Annotated in this window: 16 protein-coding genes; 4 read left to right on the top strand and 12 right to left on the bottom strand. The window is 63.4% G+C overall.

The features are described from left to right. Positions 1–3: 3 nt before the first annotated feature. The 6 genes from AXW67_RS31270 to AXW67_RS31245 are packed head-to-tail and all read right to left on the bottom strand — an operon-like array spanning position 4 to position 7,518. The gene (locus tag AXW67_RS31270) at positions 4–816 is read right to left on the bottom strand and encodes a Cof-type HAD-IIB family hydrolase (protein ID WP_063681019.1); all 813 of its coding nucleotides are present in this window, start codon (positions 814–816) and stop codon (positions 4–6) included. Beyond that, complete coding sequence (locus AXW67_RS31265) at positions 813–1,370, bottom strand: gluconokinase (protein ID WP_063681018.1); 558 nt, start codon at positions 1,368–1,370, stop codon at positions 813–815. Before AXW67_RS31265 ends, AXW67_RS31270 begins: the two co-directional genes overlap by 4 nt. Further along, positions 1,357–2,106: a 6-phosphogluconolactonase gene (pgl, locus tag AXW67_RS31260; protein ID WP_063681017.1), complete on the bottom strand. Its 750-nt coding sequence runs from the start codon at positions 2,104–2,106 to the stop codon at positions 1,357–1,359. Before pgl ends, AXW67_RS31265 begins: the two co-directional genes overlap by 14 nt. Beyond that, entirely contained in the window at positions 2,106–3,617 is a 1,512-nt protein-coding gene (zwf, locus tag AXW67_RS31255) for a glucose-6-phosphate dehydrogenase (protein ID WP_063681016.1), read from the bottom strand. Before zwf ends, pgl begins: the two co-directional genes overlap by 1 nt. Before the next feature lie 40 nt (positions 3,618–3,657). Further along, positions 3,658–4,656, bottom strand: a complete 999-nt coding sequence (gene gnd, locus AXW67_RS31250) for a phosphogluconate dehydrogenase (NAD(+)-dependent, decarboxylating) (protein ID WP_063681015.1) — start codon at positions 4,654–4,656, stop codon at positions 3,658–3,660. 12 nt (positions 4,657–4,668) lie between these two features. Then, positions 4,669–7,518, bottom strand: coding sequence for a bifunctional transaldolase/phosoglucose isomerase (locus tag AXW67_RS31245; protein ID WP_063681014.1), 2,850 nt, complete (start codon positions 7,516–7,518; stop codon positions 4,669–4,671). 1,036 nt (positions 7,519–8,554) lie between these two features. On the opposite strand from AXW67_RS31245, the gene AXW67_RS31235 reads away from it, so the two are divergent. The 3 genes from AXW67_RS31235 to AXW67_RS31225 are packed head-to-tail and all read left to right on the top strand — an operon-like array spanning position 8,555 to position 13,323. Beyond that, complete coding sequence (locus AXW67_RS31235) at positions 8,555–10,498, top strand: PrkA family serine protein kinase (protein WP_027556755.1); 1,944 nt, start codon at positions 8,555–8,557, stop codon at positions 10,496–10,498. An 18-nt stretch (positions 10,499–10,516) separates the two neighbouring features. After that, complete coding sequence (locus AXW67_RS31230; protein WP_201723740.1) at positions 10,517–11,791, top strand: YeaH/YhbH family protein; 1,275 nt, start codon at positions 10,517–10,519, stop codon at positions 11,789–11,791. Continuing rightward, on the top strand, positions 11,788–13,323 hold the full coding sequence (locus AXW67_RS31225) for a SpoVR family protein (RefSeq protein WP_027556757.1): 1,536 nt from the start codon (positions 11,788–11,790) through the stop codon (positions 13,321–13,323). Before AXW67_RS31230 ends, AXW67_RS31225 begins: the two co-directional genes overlap by 4 nt. Positions 13,324–13,339: 16 nt before the next feature. On the opposite strand, the gene AXW67_RS31220 is transcribed toward AXW67_RS31225, so the two are convergent. The 6 genes from AXW67_RS31220 to AXW67_RS31195 all read right to left on the bottom strand — a co-directional run bounded on the left by AXW67_RS31220 (position 13,340) and on the right by AXW67_RS31195 (position 16,277). Next, complete coding sequence (locus AXW67_RS31220; protein ID WP_063681075.1) at positions 13,340–13,822, bottom strand: DUF1801 domain-containing protein; 483 nt, start codon at positions 13,820–13,822, stop codon at positions 13,340–13,342. 34 nt (positions 13,823–13,856) lie between these two features. Next, positions 13,857–14,078: a hypothetical protein gene (locus AXW67_RS31215; protein WP_027556759.1), complete on the bottom strand. Its 222-nt coding sequence runs from the start codon at positions 14,076–14,078 to the stop codon at positions 13,857–13,859. 46 nt (positions 14,079–14,124) lie between these two features. Next, a complete protein-coding gene (locus tag AXW67_RS31210) occupies positions 14,125–14,556 on the bottom strand; it encodes an SRPBCC family protein (RefSeq protein WP_027556760.1) in 432 nt (143 codons plus the stop codon). Further along, positions 14,553–14,876, bottom strand: a complete 324-nt coding sequence (locus AXW67_RS31205; protein WP_063681011.1) for an ArsR/SmtB family transcription factor — start codon at positions 14,874–14,876, stop codon at positions 14,553–14,555. Before AXW67_RS31205 ends, AXW67_RS31210 begins: the two co-directional genes overlap by 4 nt. Before the next feature lie 254 nt (positions 14,877–15,130). Beyond that, a complete protein-coding gene (locus AXW67_RS31200) occupies positions 15,131–15,580 on the bottom strand; it encodes a DsrE family protein (RefSeq protein ID WP_063681010.1) in 450 nt (149 codons plus the stop codon). Between the two features lie 73 nt (positions 15,581–15,653). Further along, complete coding sequence (locus AXW67_RS31195; protein WP_063681009.1) at positions 15,654–16,277, bottom strand: hypothetical protein; 624 nt, start codon at positions 16,275–16,277, stop codon at positions 15,654–15,656. A 320-nt stretch (positions 16,278–16,597) separates the two neighbouring features. Between AXW67_RS31195 and AXW67_RS31190 the strand changes: the two genes are divergently transcribed. Then, positions 16,598–18,154: an SUMF1/EgtB/PvdO family nonheme iron enzyme gene (locus AXW67_RS31190; RefSeq protein WP_063681008.1), complete on the top strand. Its 1,557-nt coding sequence runs from the start codon at positions 16,598–16,600 to the stop codon at positions 18,152–18,154. Positions 18,155–18,171: the final 17 nt, after the last annotated feature.

Genomic DNA, 18,171 nt, shown 5'->3' with positions numbered 1-18,171 from the left:
ACCTCAGTCGATCCCGTTCCGCTTCAAGATCATCTCCATCGCCTCGGCAAAGCCGTCCTGCTCGTTGCTGGCAGTCACGTGCATCGCCTGCTGCTTGACGTTGTCGGCGGCATTGCCCATGGCGACCGAGTAGCCGCTGACCCGGAACATCGCGAGATCGTTCTGCATGTCGCCGATGGTGGCGACCGCGTCGGTCGAAATGCCGAGGCGCTGCGCCATTGCCTGCACGAAGGTGCCCTTGTTGAAGCCGGGCGGGGTGATGTCGAGATAATAGGTCTGCGAGCGCACCGCGGTCGCCTGCGTACTGAGTGCCTCCTGCATCACCTTCTCGCAACGCTCAAGGCCGGCCGCATCGGCGCTCGCGCCGACGATCTTGCAGCCGCTCGCGAGGTACGGCGTGAAGTCCGCAACGACCGTCGGGTCGGCGCGGATCGTGTGCTGCTCATGGGCGACGTAGGCGCCCTTCGGATTGTCGATCAGCCATTTGTCGGCGGTGAAGAGCCAGATGTCGGCGCCGAATTCCCGGAGGATCTGCAGGCAGCGCTCGGCCGCCGCCTGCGGGATCAGATGCTGCACAACCGGCTTCATCGAGGGATCGATGATCGAGGAGCCGTTGAAGGGGCCGACCGGCAGGGTGATCGACAGCGGCTCGATCAGAAAGCGCATGCCGATGGCGGGGCGGCTCGAGGTGATGGTGAAGCCGATGCCGGCTTTGTGCACCCGCTGCACCGCCGCCCGGGCGCGGTCGGTCAGCGTCTTGTCCTTGGTCAGCAGCGTGCCGTCGACGTCGGAGACAACGAGTGAGATCGGCGTCATGACATAGCCTTGGGTTTTTCGGCCTTGCGTTTGGCGCCGCCGAATTTGAGCTGCCGTACGACGCCGTCCACGATCGCTTCGACGGTCTCGTCGATCGAGACGGTGATCACATGCTCGCTCGTCTCCGGCGGCTCCAGCGTGCTGAACTGGCTGGTCAAGAGCTCGGGTGGCATGAAATGACCCTTGCGATGGGCCAGCCGCTCGGCGATCAGCTCCTTCGTGCCTCTGAGAAAGACGAAGCGGACGTCATCGCGGCCACGTAAGAGTACGTCACGATAGGTGTGCTTCAGCGCCGAGCAGGCGATGATGACGTGCTCGCCGGCCTCGCAGACCCGCGCGATCTCGTCGGCGATGGCGTTGAGCCAGGGCCAGCGGTCTTCATCGGTGAGCGGCTGGCCGGCACTCATCTTCGCGACGTTGCTCGGCGGATGGAAGCTGTCGCCGTCCTCGAATCGCCAGCCAAGCCGCTGGCCGAGCGCTTCCGCAATCGTGCTCTTGCCCGAGCCCGACACGCCCATCACGATCAATGCACAAGGTGCTTCAGCGCCCGCCACGAATCCCCTCCGGAAGCGCGGCCTGGTCGACCAGCCAGACGGTCTCACCATTCGAGCGCGCGCGTACGGCAGGCAGATTCTCGCTATTGAGGAGGCGCGTCAAGATCGCCTGCTTGTCGTGCCCGGCGATCTCAAACAGCATTTCGCGGCACGAGGCCAGAGCGGGCAGGGTGAGCGAGACCCTCGGCACGAACGGCGCGACATTGGCCTTGGGCACGCCGACGACCCAGCGTACGGCCTCTTCAATTGCGGGATAGCCGGGAAACAGCGAAGCGGTGTGGCCGTCCGGCCCCGCGCCCATCAGGACCAGGTCGAACAGCGGGCGCGACGGATCGAGCCGGTCGGCGCCATAGAAGGACTGCAGCTCGCGCTGATAGGCCTCGGCGCTTTTGTCGGGATTTTCGATCGCGGTCGGGATCGGATGGATGTGGCCGGGCGGTGCGCTGCGATCGAGGAAGATCGCGCGGGCGACCGTCATGTTGTTGAGAGGATCGCTCTCGGGCACGAAGCGCTCGTCGCCGATGAACCAGTGCACCCGTTCCCAGGGAATCTTGCCGCGCCAGGCGTCGCTGTCGAGCAATTGATAGAGCTTCTTCGGGCTCGATCCGCCGGTGAGGCAGATCGCGATCCGACTGGGGTTGGCCGCGATTCGTGCCATCACGCGTTCGGCTGCGGCGTGCGCCAGCGCTTCGGCATCAGTCTCGACGATCAATTCCGGCTGGTCGGCCGCAGCCATCACGAATATTTCCGCCAGCTTCGCCCGTCGCGCTTCAGGAGCTCGTCGGCGCAAGCCGGGCCATCGCTGCCGGCACGATAAGTCTCGATGCCGTTGGTGCCTGCGTTCTTCCAGGCATCGAGGAACGGCTGCACCGCCTGCCATCCGGCCTCGACGCCGTCGGCGCGCTGGAACAGGATGTTGTCGCCGATCATGCAGTCGTAGATCAGCGTCTCGTAGCCGGTGCTGGGATCGGCCTTGAAATAATCGCCGTAGCGGAACTTCATCTCGACGCCGTCGATCGTCACGCTCGGTCCCGGGATCTTGGCGTTGAATTGCAGCTCGATGGTTTCGGTCGGCGCAATGCCGATGGTGAGAAAGTTCTGCGAGAGGCGATCGACCGCGGTGCCCGTGAACATCGACAGCGGCGCCTGCTTGAACTTGATCGCGACCTCGGTGCGCTTGTGGGCCAGCGCCTTGCCGGAGCGAAGATAGAACGGCACGCCTGCCCAGCGCCAATTGTCGATCATGAGCTTGAGCGCGACAAAGGTCTCGGTGGTGCTGCCGGCCTTGACGTCCTCGGTCTTGCGATAGTCCGGAATATCCTCGTTGTCGATCCGCCCCGCCAGATATTGCGCCCGAACCGAGCTTCTCAGCGCCTCTTCCTCGCTCGGCATCTGGATCGCGGAGAGCACCTCCGCCTTTTCAGAGCGCACGGAATGGGCGTCGAAACGGGTTGGGGGCCCCATCGCGACCAGCGACATGAGCTGGAACAAATGGTTCGGCACCATGTCGCGCAGCGCGCCAGTGGCGTCGTAGAAGCCGCCGCGATGGCCGACACTGAGCTTTTCCTCGACCGTGATCTGGACGTGGTCGATATGGTTGCGATTCCAGATCGGCTCGAACATGCCGTTGGCAAAGCGCAGCACCATGATGTTCTGCACCGTCTCCTTGCCGAGATAGTGATCGATCCGGTAGATCTGGTGCTCGTCCATGATGTTCAGGAGCTCGGCGTTCAAGGCGCGGGCCGAGGCGAGATCGGTGCCGAACGGCTTCTCGATCACCAGCCGGCGCCAGGCGCCGTTCTCCTTCATCAATCCGGTGCGGCCGAGCTCGCGTGCGGTCGGCGCGAATGCGGCCGGCGGCGTCGCCAGATAGAACAGCCGGTTGCCTCCGGTGCCGCGCGAGCATTCGAGCGCATCGAGGTGCTCGCGCAGGGTGTCGAAGGACGGCGGATCCTTCGCATCGGCTTCGACGAAGGTGACGCAGTGCAGGAGCTGCCGGGCGACGACATCGTCCACGGGGCGGGTTGCGTACTGGCGCAGGCCCTTCAGCAGGCTGTCGCGCAATTCGTCATTCGACATGCCCCTGCGGGCCACGCCGACCACGCAGAATTTTTCCGGCAACAGGTTCTCGGCGGCGAGATTGTACAGCGACGGCATCACCAGCCGATGGGTGAGATCACCGGTGACGCCGAAGATGACGAAGGCGCAGTTTTCCGGCTTGCGTTTTGGCTGCGGATCTTTTGTCACGAACGATTGCCTTCGTTTTGTTACTTCTTATTTGGGCTTCTTACTTGGGCTTCGACGCGTCCGGCTGCTTCGGCTCCTTGTGGCCGCCGAAGCCCGCGCGCATCGCAGAAAGAATTTTTTCGGCGAAGGTATGTTCCTTGCGGGAACGGAAACGTGCGAAGAGGGCCGCGGTCAGAACCTCGGCCGGCACCGCCTCGTCGATCGCCGCATTCACGGTCCAGCGGCCCTCGCCGGAATCCTCTACGAAACCGGAATATTCCGACAGCGCCGGACTGTCTGCGAGCGCCGTCGAGGTGAGGTCGAGCAGCCAGGACGGGATCACGCTGCCGCGACGCCAGACCTCGGCAATATCGGCAAGATCGAAGTCGTAGCGGTGATCCGCCGGGAGCGCCTCGATGCTGGCGTTCTTGAGGATTTCGAAGCCTTCGGCATAGGCCTGCATCAGGCCGTATTCGATGCCGTTGTGGATCATCTTCACGAAGTGCCCGGCGCCGACCGGGCCGGCGTGGATGTAGCCCTGCTCGATGCGGGGATCGCGGCCCTCGCGTCCCGGCGTGCGCGGGATGTCGCCGGGGCCGGGCGCGAGCGCGGCGAAGATCGGATCGAGCCGGTCGACGACGGCCTTGTCGCCGCCGATCATCATGCAATAGCCGCGGTCAAGCCCCCAGACTCCACCGGAGGTACCGACGTCGACATAGTGGATGCCGCGCGCCTTCAGCGCCTTGCCGCGACGGACGTCGTCCTGCCAGAACGTGTTGCCGCCGTCGATGATGACGTCGCCGGCCTGCATCACGTTCGCGATCGTGTCGATCGTCGTCTCGGTGATGTGGCCGGCCGGCAGCATCACCCAGGCCGTGCGCGGCCGTTCGAGTTTCGCGACGAACTCTTCCAGCGTGGAGGCGCCTTGCGCGCCGTCTGCGGCAAGGCCGGCGACGGCCTTGGCGTCCTTGTCATAGACCACGGTCGAATGGCCGTTGCGCATCAGGCGGCGAACGATGTTGCCGCCCATCCTGCCGAGGCCGATCATGCCGAGTTGCATCGCGATATTCCTCTAGTTCAGCGCATCCGAGAGCGCGGCGTTGAGCGCCGCGAGACCCTTCTTGAGCCCGCCCTTCAGGTGCACGCGAAGCGCGCGACGGCCGCGCTCGGTGAGCACGTCGAAGTCACCGCGCGCCTGTGCCGCCTTGATGATGCCGAAGCTCGCCTTCTGGCCGGGGACGGCGAGGTCCTTGGCGTCGTCGACCGTGATCTGGAGGAACACGCCGCTGTCGGGGCCGCCTTTGTAGGCCTGTCCGGTCGAGTGCAGGAAGCGCGGGCCGAACTCGGCGCAGGTCGCGACATGACGCTTCTCGCGCACGTCGAGGCGCATCGCCTGGAGCGCGTCGATGGTGGCCTTGTCGCGCGCGATGTAGCCGAGCAGGGCGACATAGTCGCCATGGTTGGAGCGGGAGAGGTGCGCCTTCAGCCAGGAGGTGAGGTCGCCGTTCGCACCCGCAGCACGCAGCGCCGCGGCGTTGGCCTCGTCGGTGTAGAGATCGGCTTCATCAGTGCTGACCACCGGCTGTTCGGCCGGCAGTGCGCCGGTCTTCTCGAACGCCGCGGTGAGCTCCCGCGTCTTGATCTTGGCCGCTTCCACGTCCGGCTGGTCGAACGGGTTGATGCCGAGGATGCTGCCTGCCACCGCCGTCGCCATCTCGAAGCGGAAGAACTCCTGGCCGAGATGCTCGATCGACTTCATGACGATGCGCACCACGGGATGGCCGGCCGCTTCGACCGCGGCAAGCTTCGAGTCATGCGCGGCGTCCGCCTCGCCCTCGGTGCGGATGTCGATGAAGAAGCGGTCGTTGCCATAAAGCGACGGATCGCCCAGCGGCTCGCCGTCGATCGGGATCAGGCCCTTGCCTTCCTTGCCGGTCGATTCCGCGATGAGCTGCTCGGCCCAGGCGCCGAAATCGGCGATCTTCCTCGACGACAGGATCGTCACCTTGTCGCGGCCTTCGAGACCGGCGAGACCCATCGCGAGACCAAGCTGCACACCGGGATTTTCCTGCGGCGGCACGTCCGGCCCGCACGAGCGGGCCATCGAGAGCGCGTGCTTGATCAGGGTCTTGACGTCGATGCCCGCGGTCGCCGCCGGCACGAGGCCGAAGGGCGAGAGCACCGAATAGCGTCCGCCAATCGAGGGTTCGCCGTGGAAGATGCGGGCGTAGCCGAGCTGCTTGGCCGCCTTCTCCAGCGACGAGCCGGGATCGGTCACGGCGATGAAACGATGGCCGGTCTTGACCGATGAACCGACGGCCTCAGCGACGCGTGCGTGGAAATAATCCTTCATCGCGTTCGGCTCGGTGGTGCCGCCGGACTTGCTGGAGACGATGAAGACGGTGCTGGCGATGTCGATCTTCGCTTCCATCGCCCGCACCTGCGCCGGATCGGTGGAGTCCAGCACGTGCAGCTTCGGGAAGCCGGGCTTCCTTGCGAATGTTTCGGCGAGAACCTCCGGTCCGAGGCTCGAGCCGCCCATGCCGAGCACGACGGCGTCGGAGAATTTCTGGCCCTTCACGCGGCTCGCATAGTCCTCATAGTCGGCGACGTCGGCCTTCGCCGCGCTGTCGAGCCAGCCGAGCCATTTGTCCTCATCCGTGCCGGTCCAGACCGATTTGTCGCGCTGCCACAACCGACGGATCTTGGCGGATGCGCGCCACTCCTCGGTGCTCTTGGCCACCGCCTTGCCGAGTCCGTCGCCGAGCGACAGCTGCTGGCGATCGATCGCGGGCCCGAGCACGGTGACGCGCTTGTGGGCGACCGCGCCATAGAGCTTGTCGGCGGCATCGGCAAACTGCTTGACGCCGTCCTTGACGAGCTCCTCGGTGATCGCATCGAGCGAGACGCCCGAGCGCTCCAGCTCCTCCAGCACGCGCCTCGCGTCGTCGACGTTCTCCTCAAGGCTGTCGCGCAGCTTGCCATGGTCGCGGAACGCATCCAGCGTGGCCGGCGGCACCGTGTTGATGGTGTTCGGGCCGATCAGCTCCTCGACATAGAGGACGTCGCTGTAGTCCTTGTTCTTGGTGCCGGTCGATGCCCACAGCATTCGCTGCGGTCTCGCGCCCTTGGCCGCAAGCTTCTCCCAGCGCGGGCCCGAGAACAGGCGCTTGTAATCCTGATAGGCGACCTTGGCGTTGGCGATCGCGACCTTGCCCTTCAGCGCGGCGAGCCGCTCCTTCTCGCTGGGGTCGTTGGCGCGGGCGATCTTCTCGTCGAGCTGCTTGTCGACCATGGTATCGATCCGGCTGACGAAGAAGCTTGCGACGCTCGCCACATGCGACGGATTGCCGCCGCCGGCGACATATTTTTCGAGGCCGGCGAGATAGGCCTCTGCGACCTCGAGATAGACCGCCTTTGAGAACAGCAGCGTGATATTGATGCTGATGCCTTCGCTGGTGAGCTGCTCGATGGCCGGCAGGCCCTCCGGCGTCGCCGGCACCTTCACCATCAAGTTTTTGCGATTGACGTCCTTCCACAGCCGCCGTGCCTCGGCGACCGTGCCGGCGGTATCCATCGCGAGATAGGGCGAGACCTCGAGGCTGACATAGCCGTCATGGCCCTTGAGGCTGTCATAGACCGGCCGGAGCACGTCGGCGGCGTTCTGGATGTCCTCGACCGCGACGGTCTCGAACAGCTCGGCCACCGTCCGGTCGCCGCGCTTCAGCGCCTTGCCGATCGGGGCGTCGTACTCGTCCGAGCTGCCGATCGCCTTCTCGAAGATCGACGGGTTGGAGGTCACTCCCTTGACGCCGTCGGTGTCGATCAGCCGCTTCAGGTCGCCGTTGGCGATGAAGCCGCGGGCCAGAAAGTCCAGCCAGACGGCTTGTCCGTGCTTTTCCAGTTCTTTGACGGGATTCATGGTGTCTATTTCTCTCCAAGCCTGCGGGCGAGGGGTTCCCGCGGCGGTCCTGACGCGCTATTCTCTAGCTCACATGCTCCCGGGAGGGAACCAATCAAGGGTGTGGGTGTCATACTCTGGGTAAACTCCGTTGAGATCATGGCGATCCGGACGGGTTGCTCGGTTGCGTAAAAGTGCTTGGCCGGCATTGTTCGGTCGAAGTCTTGTTGCGTAGCGTCGGCCGGGTGCTGAGCGGAGTGTCGTCAGCGGGGCTTTGCCCGCGAGGCGTGCCGTGTTGGCTCGGCCACGAACGACCGTGCTGGGGTAAAGTATCCGCGCGCATTCAGACGACTGTCGCTGGCCGTTCGTAATTGGCCGGCGCGGCCGGCGTGGATGGATTTGTGCGATTTCAAAATCGGTCCATGTGCGTCCGACCATGTGCGTCCGACGTCGGCTGCTTGTCGCGGCAGACGTGGCGGTCATCTCGCTCGGCGCGGCTCGCCGTCGATTTGCGGACGGCATCGGCGACCTCCGCATCGGCAATGAATTTCTGCTCTTGGACTCGATCGCGGATGTTTCGGCTGAGGAATGCCGCGGCCGCAAGCTGGTTGTGCTGACGCTCTTGTCATCGCCCCGGAAGCGCTGACGACCGATTTTGATACAGAGCTGCGCGCCGACGCTGCGAGCGATTCATGCGCCGCGTTGCGGCGAGCGCGCAATTGTGGAGCGCATGGCTTCGCCGCAGGAGCGTCACAAAGCTGCCGTTGGTCGACCTCTATGCTGCGGTGCCGGATGAATGATCCCCGGTAATGCCCGGATGTTGCGGTGAGGCGACATTTGCTGGAAATTAGCGAGTACAGGTATAGATTCGCATAAATAACAGGCAAGTGCCTGTTCGTAACCCACCCGAATGCCTACGTTGTGCGTTGCATGGAGAAGGGGCCAGGGTGTCCAATGATCGTCATGTGCTCACGCTGATTCGAAACGGGCGTTGAGGAACGGTCCGGCAACTGCTTTCGTTTCAGCTTGTGTAGCGGAACTCATGCGGAGAGGGATCATGTACAACGATTCTCTATTCAACGCTTTCGCTCGGTCGTTCGAGGCGAGAAGCCAGCACGACATGTCGATGGCGGAATATCTGGAATCGTGTCGAAGCGATCCCATGAAATACGCGAATGCGGCCGAACGACTACTAGCTGCGATTGGTGAACCACAGACGATCGATACGGCCAAGGACCCACGCCTTGGCCGTATCTTTTTGAATCGTACGATACGCACCTATCCGGCCTTCGCCGGCTTCTACGGAATGGAGGAAACGATCGAGCGCATCGTTGGTTTCTTCCGCCATGCTGCGCAAGGTCTCGAAGAGCGCAAGCAGATCCTCTATCTGCTCGGCCCGGTCGGCGGCGGCAAGTCCTCGCTCGCCGAGCGGCTCAAGTCGCTGATGGAAGTGCAGCCGATCTACGTGCTCAAGGCGGGCGACGAGTTGAGCCCGGTGTTCGAAAGTCCGCTCAGCCTGTTCGACCCCGATCAACTCGGGCCGATCCTGGAAGAGAAATACGGTATTCCGCGCCGCCGCCTCACCGGCCTGATGAGCCCGTGGTGCTTCAAGCGGCTCGAAGCCTTCGGCGGCGACATCTCGCAGTTCCGCGTCGCCAAGATCCAGCCGTCGCGGTTGCGGCAGATTGCAGTCTCGAAGACCGAACCCGGTGACGAAAACAATCAGGACATTTCATCCCTCGTTGGCAAGGTCGACATCCGCAAGCTCGAGACCTACGCGCAGAACGATCCTGACGCCTACAGCTATTCGGGCGGCCTCAATCGCTCGAACCAGGGCATTCTCGAATTCGTCGAGATGTTCAAGGCGCCGATCAAGATGCTGCACCCGTTACTCACGGCAACGCAGGAGGGCAACTATATAGGCACGGAAAATATCGGCGCGATTCCCTTCGCTGGCATCATCCTCGCGCATTCAAACGAGGCTGAATGGCAGAGCTTCAAGTCCAACAAGAACAACGAAGCCTTCATCGATCGCGTCTGCGTCATCAAGGTGCCGTACGTGCTGCGGGTCACCGAAGAGCAGAAGATCTACGAGAAGCTGATCCAAGGCTCCGAGCTGGCGTCGGCGCCGTGCGCGCCGTCGACCTTGGAGACGATGGCGCGGTTCTCGGTGATGTCGCGTTTGCGCAGGCACGAGAACTCCACCCTGTTCGGCAAGATGCGGGTCTATGACGGCGAAAGCCTGAAGGAGTCCGATCCGAAGGCGCGCAGCGTCCAGGAGTATCGCGATGCCGCCGGCGTCGACGAGGGCATGGACGGCGTCTCCACACGCTTCGCCTTCAAGATCCTGGCTGCGACCTTCAACCACGATCCGCAGGAGGTCGCTGCCGACGCCGTTCACCTGATGTACGCGCTCGAACAGGCGATCCGCCGCGAGCAGCTGCCGGAGGAGACCGAGAAGCGTTATCTCGAATTCATCAAGGCGGAACTCGCGCCGCGCTACGCCGAATTCATCGGCAACGAGATCCAGAAGGCCTATCTGGAGTCCTACACCGACTACGGCCAGAACCTGTTCGACCGTTACGTCGACTACGCAGATGCGTGGATCGAGGATCAGGACTTCAAGGATCCCGACACCGGCCAGCTGCTGGATCGCGAACTGTTGAACCAGGAATTGACCAAGATCGAGAAGCCGGCCGGCATCGCCAATCCGAAGGATTTCCGGAACGAGGTGGTCAAGTTCTCGTTACGGGCAAGGGCCCAGAACAGCGGCAAAAATCCGACCTGGACCTCCTACGAGAAGATTCGCGACGTGATCGAAAAGCGGATATTCTCCCAGGTCGAGGACCTGCTTCCGGTCATCTCGTTCGGATCGAAAAAGGACGGCGAGACGGAGAAGAAGCACGGCGAGTTCGTCGCACGCATGGTGGAGCGTGGCTACACCGAGCGTCAGGTTCGCCGGCTGGTCGAATGGTACATGCGTGTGAAGCAAGCCGGTTAGGCGGATGAGAAAGTGGCCATTCACATCATTGACAGGCGCCTGAATCCAGGCGGCAAGAGTCTTGAGAACCGTCAGCGGTTCTTGCGTCGGGCCAAATCGCTGGTGCAGGGCGCCGTCAAGAAGACCTCGCAGGAACGCGACATCAAGGACGTCCTGGAGGGTGGTGAGGTCTCGATCCCGCTGGACGGCATGCACGAGCCGCGTTTCCGCCGCGAGGGCGGCACGCGCGACATGGTGCTGCCCGGCAACAAGAAGTTCATCGAGGGCGACTACCTCCCTCGATCCGGCCAGGGCAGCGCCAAGGATTCCGGTCCCGGCGAAGGCGACAGCGAAGACGCCTTCCGCTTCGTGCTGAGCCGCGACGAGTTCGTCGATCTTTTCCTCGACGACCTCGAGCTTCCCGATCTCGCCAAGCGCAAGATCGCGGAGACCGAGAGCGAAGGCGTCCAGCGCGCCGGCTACACCACCTCGGGCTCGCCCGCCAACATCTCGATCAGCCGAACCGTTCAGCTTGCGCTCGCACGCCGCATCGCACTCAGGCGTCCGCGCAAGAGCGAGATGGACGAGCTGGAGGCCCAGATCGCCGAATGCATCGATGAGGAGAAGCGCGCGGAGCTCGTCGCCGAGTTCGAAAAGCTGAAGGCCAAATCCAAGCGCATTCCCTTCATCGATCCGCTCGACATCCGCTACCGCCGCTTCGAGACGGTGCCGAAGCCCGTCGCGCAGGCCGTGATGTTCTGCCTGATGGACGTCTCCGGCTCGATGTCCGAGCACATGAAGGACCTCGCCAAGCGCTTCTACATGCTGCTCTACGTCTTCCTGAAGCGCCGCTACAAGCATGTCGAGATCGTCTTCATCCGCCACACCGACCGCGCCGAGGAGGTCGACGAGCAGACCTTCTTCTACGGTCCGGCCTCCGGCGGCACGCTGGTGTCGAGCGCGCTCCAGGCCATGAGCGACATCGTGCGCGAGCGCTTCAATCCGTCGGACTGGAACATCTACGCGGCCCAGGCTTCCGACGGTGACAACTCCTATTCCGACGGCGAGCTTGCCGGCATGCTCTTGACGGAGAAGATCCTGCCGGTCTGCCAGTTCTTTGCCTATCTCGAGGTCGGCGAGTCCGGCGGCAGCGCCTTCGATCTGTCCGACTCCTCGCTCTGGACGCTCTACGATCGCCTGCGCAACAGCGGCGCGCCGCTGTCGATGCGCAAGGTCAGCGAGCGCAGCGAGATTTTTCCGGTGTTCCACGACCTGTTCCAGCGCCGCGAAACCCAGGAGAAGGCCGCTCCATGACGGAACGTTTGTTCGAAGGCGCTGATTGGGACTTCCGCACCCTGCAGCGCATTCACGATGCCTGCGAGGAGGTGGCGACGAAGGATCTCGGGCTCGACGTCTATCCGAACCAGATCGAGGTCATCACTGCCGAGCAGATGCTGGACGCCTATTCGTCGGTGGGCATGCCGCTGTTCTACAAGCACTGGTCGTTCGGCAAGCACTTCGCGTTCCACGAGGCCTCCTATCGCAAGGGCCTGATGGGGCTCGCCTATGAGATCGTGATCAACTCCTCGCCCTGCATCTCCTACCTGATGGAGGAGAACACGGCGACCATGCAGACGCTGGTGATCGCGCACGCGGCCTTCGGCCACAACCATTTCTTCAAGAACAATTATCTGTTCAAGCAGTGGACCGACGCCGAGGGCATTCTGGATTATCTCGACTTCGCCAAGAACTATGTGGCGAGCTGCGAGGAGCGCTTCGGCCGCGTCGAGGTCGAACGCACGCTGGATGCCGCGCATGCGCTGATGTCGCACGGCATCGACCGCTACCCGGGCAAGAAGAAGCTGGACCTGCGCGCCGAGGAGAAGCGGGCAGGGCGGCGCCGCCAGCACGAGGAGGAGGTCTTCAACGACCTCTGGCGCACCGTGCCCAAGGGAGCGGCCAAGAGCCGGTCTGCACTCTCTATCGAACGGCGGCGCAAGCTGCTCGGCCTGCCGCAGGAAAACCTGCTCTACTTCCTGGAGAAGAGCGCACCAAGGCTGGCGCCGTGGCAGCGCGAGCTGCTGCGCATCGTCCGCCATATCGCGCAATATTTCTACCCGCAGAGCCAGACCAAGGTGATGAACGAGGGGACGGCGACCTACGTCCACTATCGCATCATGAGCACGCTGCACCGGCAGGGCCGCATCACCGACGGCAATTTCCTCGAATTCCTGCAATCGCACACCAACGTGGTGTTCCAGCCCGAATTCGACGATCAGCGCTTCTCCGGCTTCAACCCCTATGCGCTCGGCTTCGCCATGATGCAGGACATCGAGCGCATCGTCACCAGGCCGGAGGACGAGGACCGCGAATGGTTCCCGGACATCGCCGGCAAGAACGATGTGATGGGCGTGCTGCGCGACGTCTGGGCCAACTACCGTGACGAGAGCTTCATCGGCCAGTTCCTGAGCCCCAAGCTGATGCGGCACTTCCGCATGTTCCACCTGCACGATGACCCTGAGGAGCGCGCCGGCATTCGTGTCGATGCCATCCACGACGAACGTGGCTTCCGCCGGGTCCGGCGTGAGCTGGCGCGGCAGCATGATGTCGGCTTCATCGACGCCAATATCGAGGTGGTCGACGTCGATCTGTCCGGCGATCGCCGGTTGATCCTTCATCATCACGTCATCAAGGGCTCGCAGCTCAACGAGACCGACGCCAAACGGGTGCTCCAGCATCTCGCCGACCTCTGGACCTATGACGTCTCGCTGATCGAGGTCGATGCCAACGACAAGGTCATGCGGGAATATGTCGTGAGCCCGCGACCGCTGCCGGCGGCGGCCTGAGGTCGCCGCAAGCGCCTCAAGCCGAGGCCTTGACGGATTTGGCTTTGGTCTTGTCTTTGGCCTTGGCTTTGGTCTTGGCTGGGGTCCTGGACGTGTTCAGGGCCACCGCGGCGCGAATGAGCGCCTTCAGCGCCTTTTCGTCGATCTTCGCGCCCTCGTGGAAATCGATGGCGCGCCGCACATTCCCTTCGAGGCTGGAATTGAAGAGGCCCGTGGGATCCTCCAGCGCGGCGCCCTTGGCGAACGTCATCTTCACGGCGGCCTTGTAGGTCTCGCCCGTGCAGATGATTCCGTCGTGCGACCACACCGGAACGCCGCGCCACTTCACTTCCTCGACGACGTCAGGATCGGCCTCCCGGATCAAGGCCCGGAGCCGGGCGAGCATCTTGCCGCGCCAGTCGCCGAGCTCCTGGATTTTGGCGTCGATCAAATGGGAGGCTGAGGTTGCGTCCGTTTTCTGCGCGCTGGTTTTCTTCACGGCTGTTGCGGCCTTCTTCATGATCCCGTTTGCCTCCACTTCCCGTTCGCCCAACTCACCGGCTGGTTTCACCCGCCGTGCGTCGGCTGGTCACATACGGTAGCGCAAAGAGATAGAGGCCGCTCGCGAGCAGCAGGATCAGCGGCACCAGCGCCAGGAGGCCGACCCAGAGCGCCTGCACCTGTTGAGTCATGGCGATGATGTTCGCGATCACCGCGAGCGTGAACGCAATCGAAAGCCAGCGATGGATCTGTCGAATCCACATATTCCAGGTCAATGGGACCTCCTCTGAAGTTGGTGAGAAAGATGCTGTGCGGTGGAGCTTACTCCGTCCGTGCCAGCACCTCCTCGAGCTTTGCGAAGAACTGCTTCCAGCCGGCATGGGCGCCGCCATAAGCCTGCTTCTGGGTCGGGCTGAAGCCGGCCTGCTCGACGCGCAGATGGGTCCCCGCGCCCTTCGGCGTGAGCGTGAAGGTCACGACGCTTCTGAGATCGAACGCTGCGTCCTCATGCGTGAAATTCCAGGTGTAGGCGAGGCTCCTTTGCGGCTCGATGGTGAGAACTTCGCAATCCAGCACGCCACCCCACTCGCCGCGAAGGTTGAACTTGTGACCGACGACCGGCTTGAAGTCGTTCTTCATCAGCCACTCCTCGATCAGATGCGGCTGCGTCAGCGCGCGCCAGACCCGTTCCGGCGGAAACGCCATCTCGCGTTCGATGATCACGGATCGCATTTCGGTCGCAGCTTCTGTCATTGGTCCATCCTCTTCAGGAGATCTTCCAGCGCGTCGAGCCGGTTCTGCCAGAATCCGGCCATCTGGCTGGTCCAGTCGATCAGTGGATTCAACGCGCCGGGCTGCGCGCTGTAGTGGGTCTGGCGGCCCTCATGGCGGTCGCGCACGAGCCCGGCCAGCTTCAGCGCGCCGAGATGCTTTGAGACCGCCGGCTGGGAAACGCCGGACCGGGCCGTGAGTGCCCCGACCGTCTGCTCCCCGTCGCGGCACAACCGCTCGAAGATCGCCCGCCGGGTCGGGTCGGCGAGCGTCTTGAACAGCAGGTCGGCCGTGCTCGACATCCAAAATCCATAACCAGTCAGTTATGGATAATTCATAACCGCAGAGTTATGGATAAGTCAAGCGGGATGGAGACGTCGGCGGCTTGGAGCGGAAGGCATGCACGGGCTCGTTCATCTCTCCCGCTTGCGCGAGAGATCGGCGCGAAGCGCCGGTGCTCTCTCTTCTTGGGGGTTCTCGATTGCGGAGACACCCTCTCCCCAACCCTCCCCCGCAAGCGGGGGAGGGGGCCATTTTTCGTGGCAACTGTAATCCTCTACGGCCGCAAGTAGAGATATCCCTGCGACTGCAGCTCGGCGAGACGAACCACGCCGCCCTTCGCCGCGCTGACGAAGCCGGGCAGCAGATCTTTCAGCGTGACGTTCTGCGCCTTCATCGTGTTGCCGCAGGCGGCGAGCTCGACGCCGTCCTTGGAGAAATCGCCGATCCGCTTGCTGATATCGGGATTGGCCTGCGCCGCGTGAAACGCCTTCAGCGCCGGCCCGTGGATCACCAGCGCGATCGTCACATGCTCCGAACCGCCGACGCCGTCGATGTGGTTCTGGATGTTGCCAAGCACGAAGTTGACCTTCTCGGCGTCGCTTAAGTGATAAACCACCTTGAGCTTGTCGCTCGTAGTCGCCTCCGTTGCAGCCTTCGCGCCTCGGGCAGCGAATATCGCGCCAAGAGCTGAGACTGTGCTCCATAAGATGCTGCGCCGGTTCATGACCGTCTCCCTCGACTGCGCGCGTCTGTTCGCGTGCTCCGCGTATCGTGCGCCTGACATGGCCGGACGGATATCACTTGTGGCGGAGCGCGGCGAGTTCCTTGCGATCGGTCACGAGCGAAGCGCATTCGCCGGTGTCGGCACGGTCGAGTCGGAAAATCTTGTCGTCGGCGCCGGCGACCAGCGATTGCTCAGCCTCATCATCCGGCTTGTTGTTCTGCCAGACCCGGATCTGCACGAGCCGGACGATGGCCGATTTGTCGTCCTTCGACAGAGCCACCTCGATCCCGCCTCCTTCGCAATCGACGCCGCAGCCGAGCCGGACTTCACCGTCGTGGTTCTGAAGCAGCACGTGGCTGCCGCACGAGCCGCTGGAGTCGAAATCACCGGGGCGGTGCCGGTATTTGAAGCCGAACCGGAACGAATCATGGAGCTGCTTGTCCTCGTTGTCGGACTCCGCCGAAATCAGGAGCCTCATGGCGGCGACCTTCTGCTTCGGATGCCGCGCCAGGTGCTCGGCATCGTAGCGACGGACGAAGCAGGCATAGGCTTTGTCGCCAGGGGGCCCCGCATAGATCCGCGCATTGAAGGCGTCGGTCTCGGCCTTGGTGGCTTCCCGCACTTTGCCGGCGTCGTGGGCGTGAGCAGCGCCGGTCAGCGCAGCCAGGGTGAGGGCAGCAAACAGAGAGAGCTTCATGACGGCCTCGCGGGCGTGACATCCTTACAGCAGGACAGAGCTGTTGGCCGTTAGACGCGGGCCAGGTGCGGCGCGTTCAACGCTCGCAAGCCCTCTGGCATGTCGTCGCCGGGCGGCGTGATCCGGCTGGTTCCACCCAGCGCCTTAGTCGGCGACAGGGACAAGAAAGTTCAATCGGCGGAGAGCTTTCGCCCTGGGGAACTTGATGTCCAAGGTTCCTTCAACTTTGTCCCGGTTCGTCAATGTGATAGCCTTCACAGACGATTGCTTTTCGGAAGCGTAAGCTCGCGCCGCCTTTGCAAGTTTGTGGAGTCCCCGCAATGGGCGAAATTCGCAACTTCAAATCCGGAAATCAGGGTGGGCCGCCCCCGCACGGCGCGATGCCTCGTCGTCTCGCTGCGATCATTGTCGGCGACATCGCGTCCTATAGCCGCCTGATGCAGGCCGATGAGGAGGGCACGCATGTCCGCGTCAAGCGGATCGAGCGGGATCTCATCGAGCCCAGCATCGTCGAGCACCATGGAACGCTGGTGAAGACGACGGGCGACGGCTTCATCGCCATTTTCGACAGTCCCGTCGAGGCTGTCAGATGCAGCATCGTCATCCAGCAGAACCTCATCGGCCGCAACGCCTCGCTTCCGAAGCATTCCCGGATCGAATACCGGATCGGCGTCAATCTCGGTGACGTCATCGTGGAGCCGGACGATGTTTACGGCGACGGCGTCAACATCGCCACCCGCCTCGAAGGCATCGCCGAGCCCGGTCAGGTCTACATCTCCGGCGCGATCTACGAGCAGATCAAGCACAAGGTGGTATGCGGCTATGAATCGCTCGGGGACCGCAAGGTCAAGAACATCACCGATCCCGTGCGCGTCTATCGCGTGCTGCCCGACGCAGATGCGGTCGGCAGGACGCGAAGCCGGCGCGAGAACGCCCTGATCTTTTTCCTGGGCATCACGCTGCTGATCATCGCCGCCGGCGTGCTCTGGTATCTGCTGGCGCAGCCGTCCGGCAAGGTGGGCGAGCAGGCTGCCGCGCCGACCGCGTCTCCGGCCGCCACGCCGAGCCCTTCGCCGGCCGCGCCTCCGAGCCCGCATCCCCTGTCGCGCGAAGCGGCAACGCAGACGCCGCAACCGTCTCCCTCATTGGCGTCGGCACCTCCGTCGCCCGCACCGCCGCCCGGCCAACCGGCGGCGCCATCGGTTCGCGAACCCCAGATGATCGCCATTCGCGGCGGCAGCTTCGCGATGGGAAGCAATGACGATCCGACCGAACGTCCCGTTCACCAGGCCACGATCAAGCCGTTCTCGATCGGCAAATATCCGGTGACGGTGCAGGAGTGGAACGAATGTGCCGTTGCCAAGGCGTGCTCCTTCACCGCCACCGGCAAGGACGATGCGCCGGTCGCCAATGTGAGCTGGACCGACGCGCAGCAATATGCCGCCTGGCTCGCGCAGGCGACGAACAAGTCCTATCGGCTTCCGAGCGAAGCCGAATGGGAATATGCGGCGCGCGGCGGCACGCAGACCAAATATTGGTGGGGCGACAAGCTCCAGCTCGGCATGGCCGGATGCAAGGATTGCGGTGACCTTGCGGCCGAGCAGCCGGCGAAGGTCGGCAGCTTCAAGCCCAATCCGTTCGGGCTCTACGACATGGGCGGCAGCGTCGATCAGTGGGTCGGGGATTGCTGGCACAGGACCTATCAGGGGGCGCCCGGCGACGGCTCGGCATGGACCGGCGGCGACTGCTCATCGCACGTCTTGCGCTCGGGCTCCTGGAAGAACGATTCGAGATATGTGCGTCCATCCAACCGCGATGGCTACGATACCAATGTTCGTTATCCAACGCATGGATTCCGCGTCGCGCTCAGTCCTTAGGTGCCGGAGTAGGTTTC

The organism is Bradyrhizobium neotropicale (assembly GCF_001641695.1).
GTDB lineage: Bacteria > Pseudomonadota > Alphaproteobacteria > Rhizobiales > Xanthobacteraceae > Bradyrhizobium > Bradyrhizobium neotropicale.
The sequence above is the reverse complement of the archived record's forward strand: the minus strand, read 5'-3'. Positions and strand labels throughout refer to the sequence as shown.

What these genes read in the sequence shown, in the direction of transcription:
- AXW67_RS31270 (WP_063681019.1), bottom strand. Translation starts at nt 816, where the DNA reads ATGACGCCGATCTCACTCGTTGTCTCCGACGTCGACGGCACGCTGCTG.
- pgl (WP_063681017.1), bottom strand. Translation starts at nt 2,106, where the DNA reads ATGGCTGCGGCCGACCAGCCGGAATTGATCGTCGAGACTGATGCCGAA.
- gnd (WP_063681015.1), bottom strand. Translation starts at nt 4,656, where the DNA reads ATGCAACTCGGCATGATCGGCCTCGGCAGGATGGGCGGCAACATCGTT.
- AXW67_RS31245 (WP_063681014.1), bottom strand. Translation starts at nt 7,518, where the DNA reads ATGAATCCCGTCAAAGAACTGGAAAAGCACGGACAAGCCGTCTGGCTG.
- AXW67_RS31235 (WP_027556755.1), top strand. Translation starts at nt 8,555, where the DNA reads ATGTACAACGATTCTCTATTCAACGCTTTCGCTCGGTCGTTCGAGGCG.
- AXW67_RS31225 (WP_027556757.1), top strand. Translation starts at nt 11,788, where the DNA reads ATGACGGAACGTTTGTTCGAAGGCGCTGATTGGGACTTCCGCACCCTG.
- AXW67_RS31220 (WP_063681075.1), bottom strand. Translation starts at nt 13,822, where the DNA reads ATGAAGAAGGCCGCAACAGCCGTGAAGAAAACCAGCGCGCAGAAAACG.
- AXW67_RS31210 (WP_027556760.1), bottom strand. Translation starts at nt 14,556, where the DNA reads ATGACAGAAGCTGCGACCGAAATGCGATCCGTGATCATCGAACGCGAG.
- AXW67_RS31205 (WP_063681011.1), bottom strand. Translation starts at nt 14,876, where the DNA reads ATGTCGAGCACGGCCGACCTGCTGTTCAAGACGCTCGCCGACCCGACC.
- AXW67_RS31200 (WP_063681010.1), bottom strand. Translation starts at nt 15,580, where the DNA reads ATGAACCGGCGCAGCATCTTATGGAGCACAGTCTCAGCTCTTGGCGCG.
- AXW67_RS31195 (WP_063681009.1), bottom strand. Translation starts at nt 16,277, where the DNA reads ATGAAGCTCTCTCTGTTTGCTGCCCTCACCCTGGCTGCGCTGACCGGC.
- AXW67_RS31190 (WP_063681008.1), top strand. Translation starts at nt 16,598, where the DNA reads ATGGGCGAAATTCGCAACTTCAAATCCGGAAATCAGGGTGGGCCGCCC.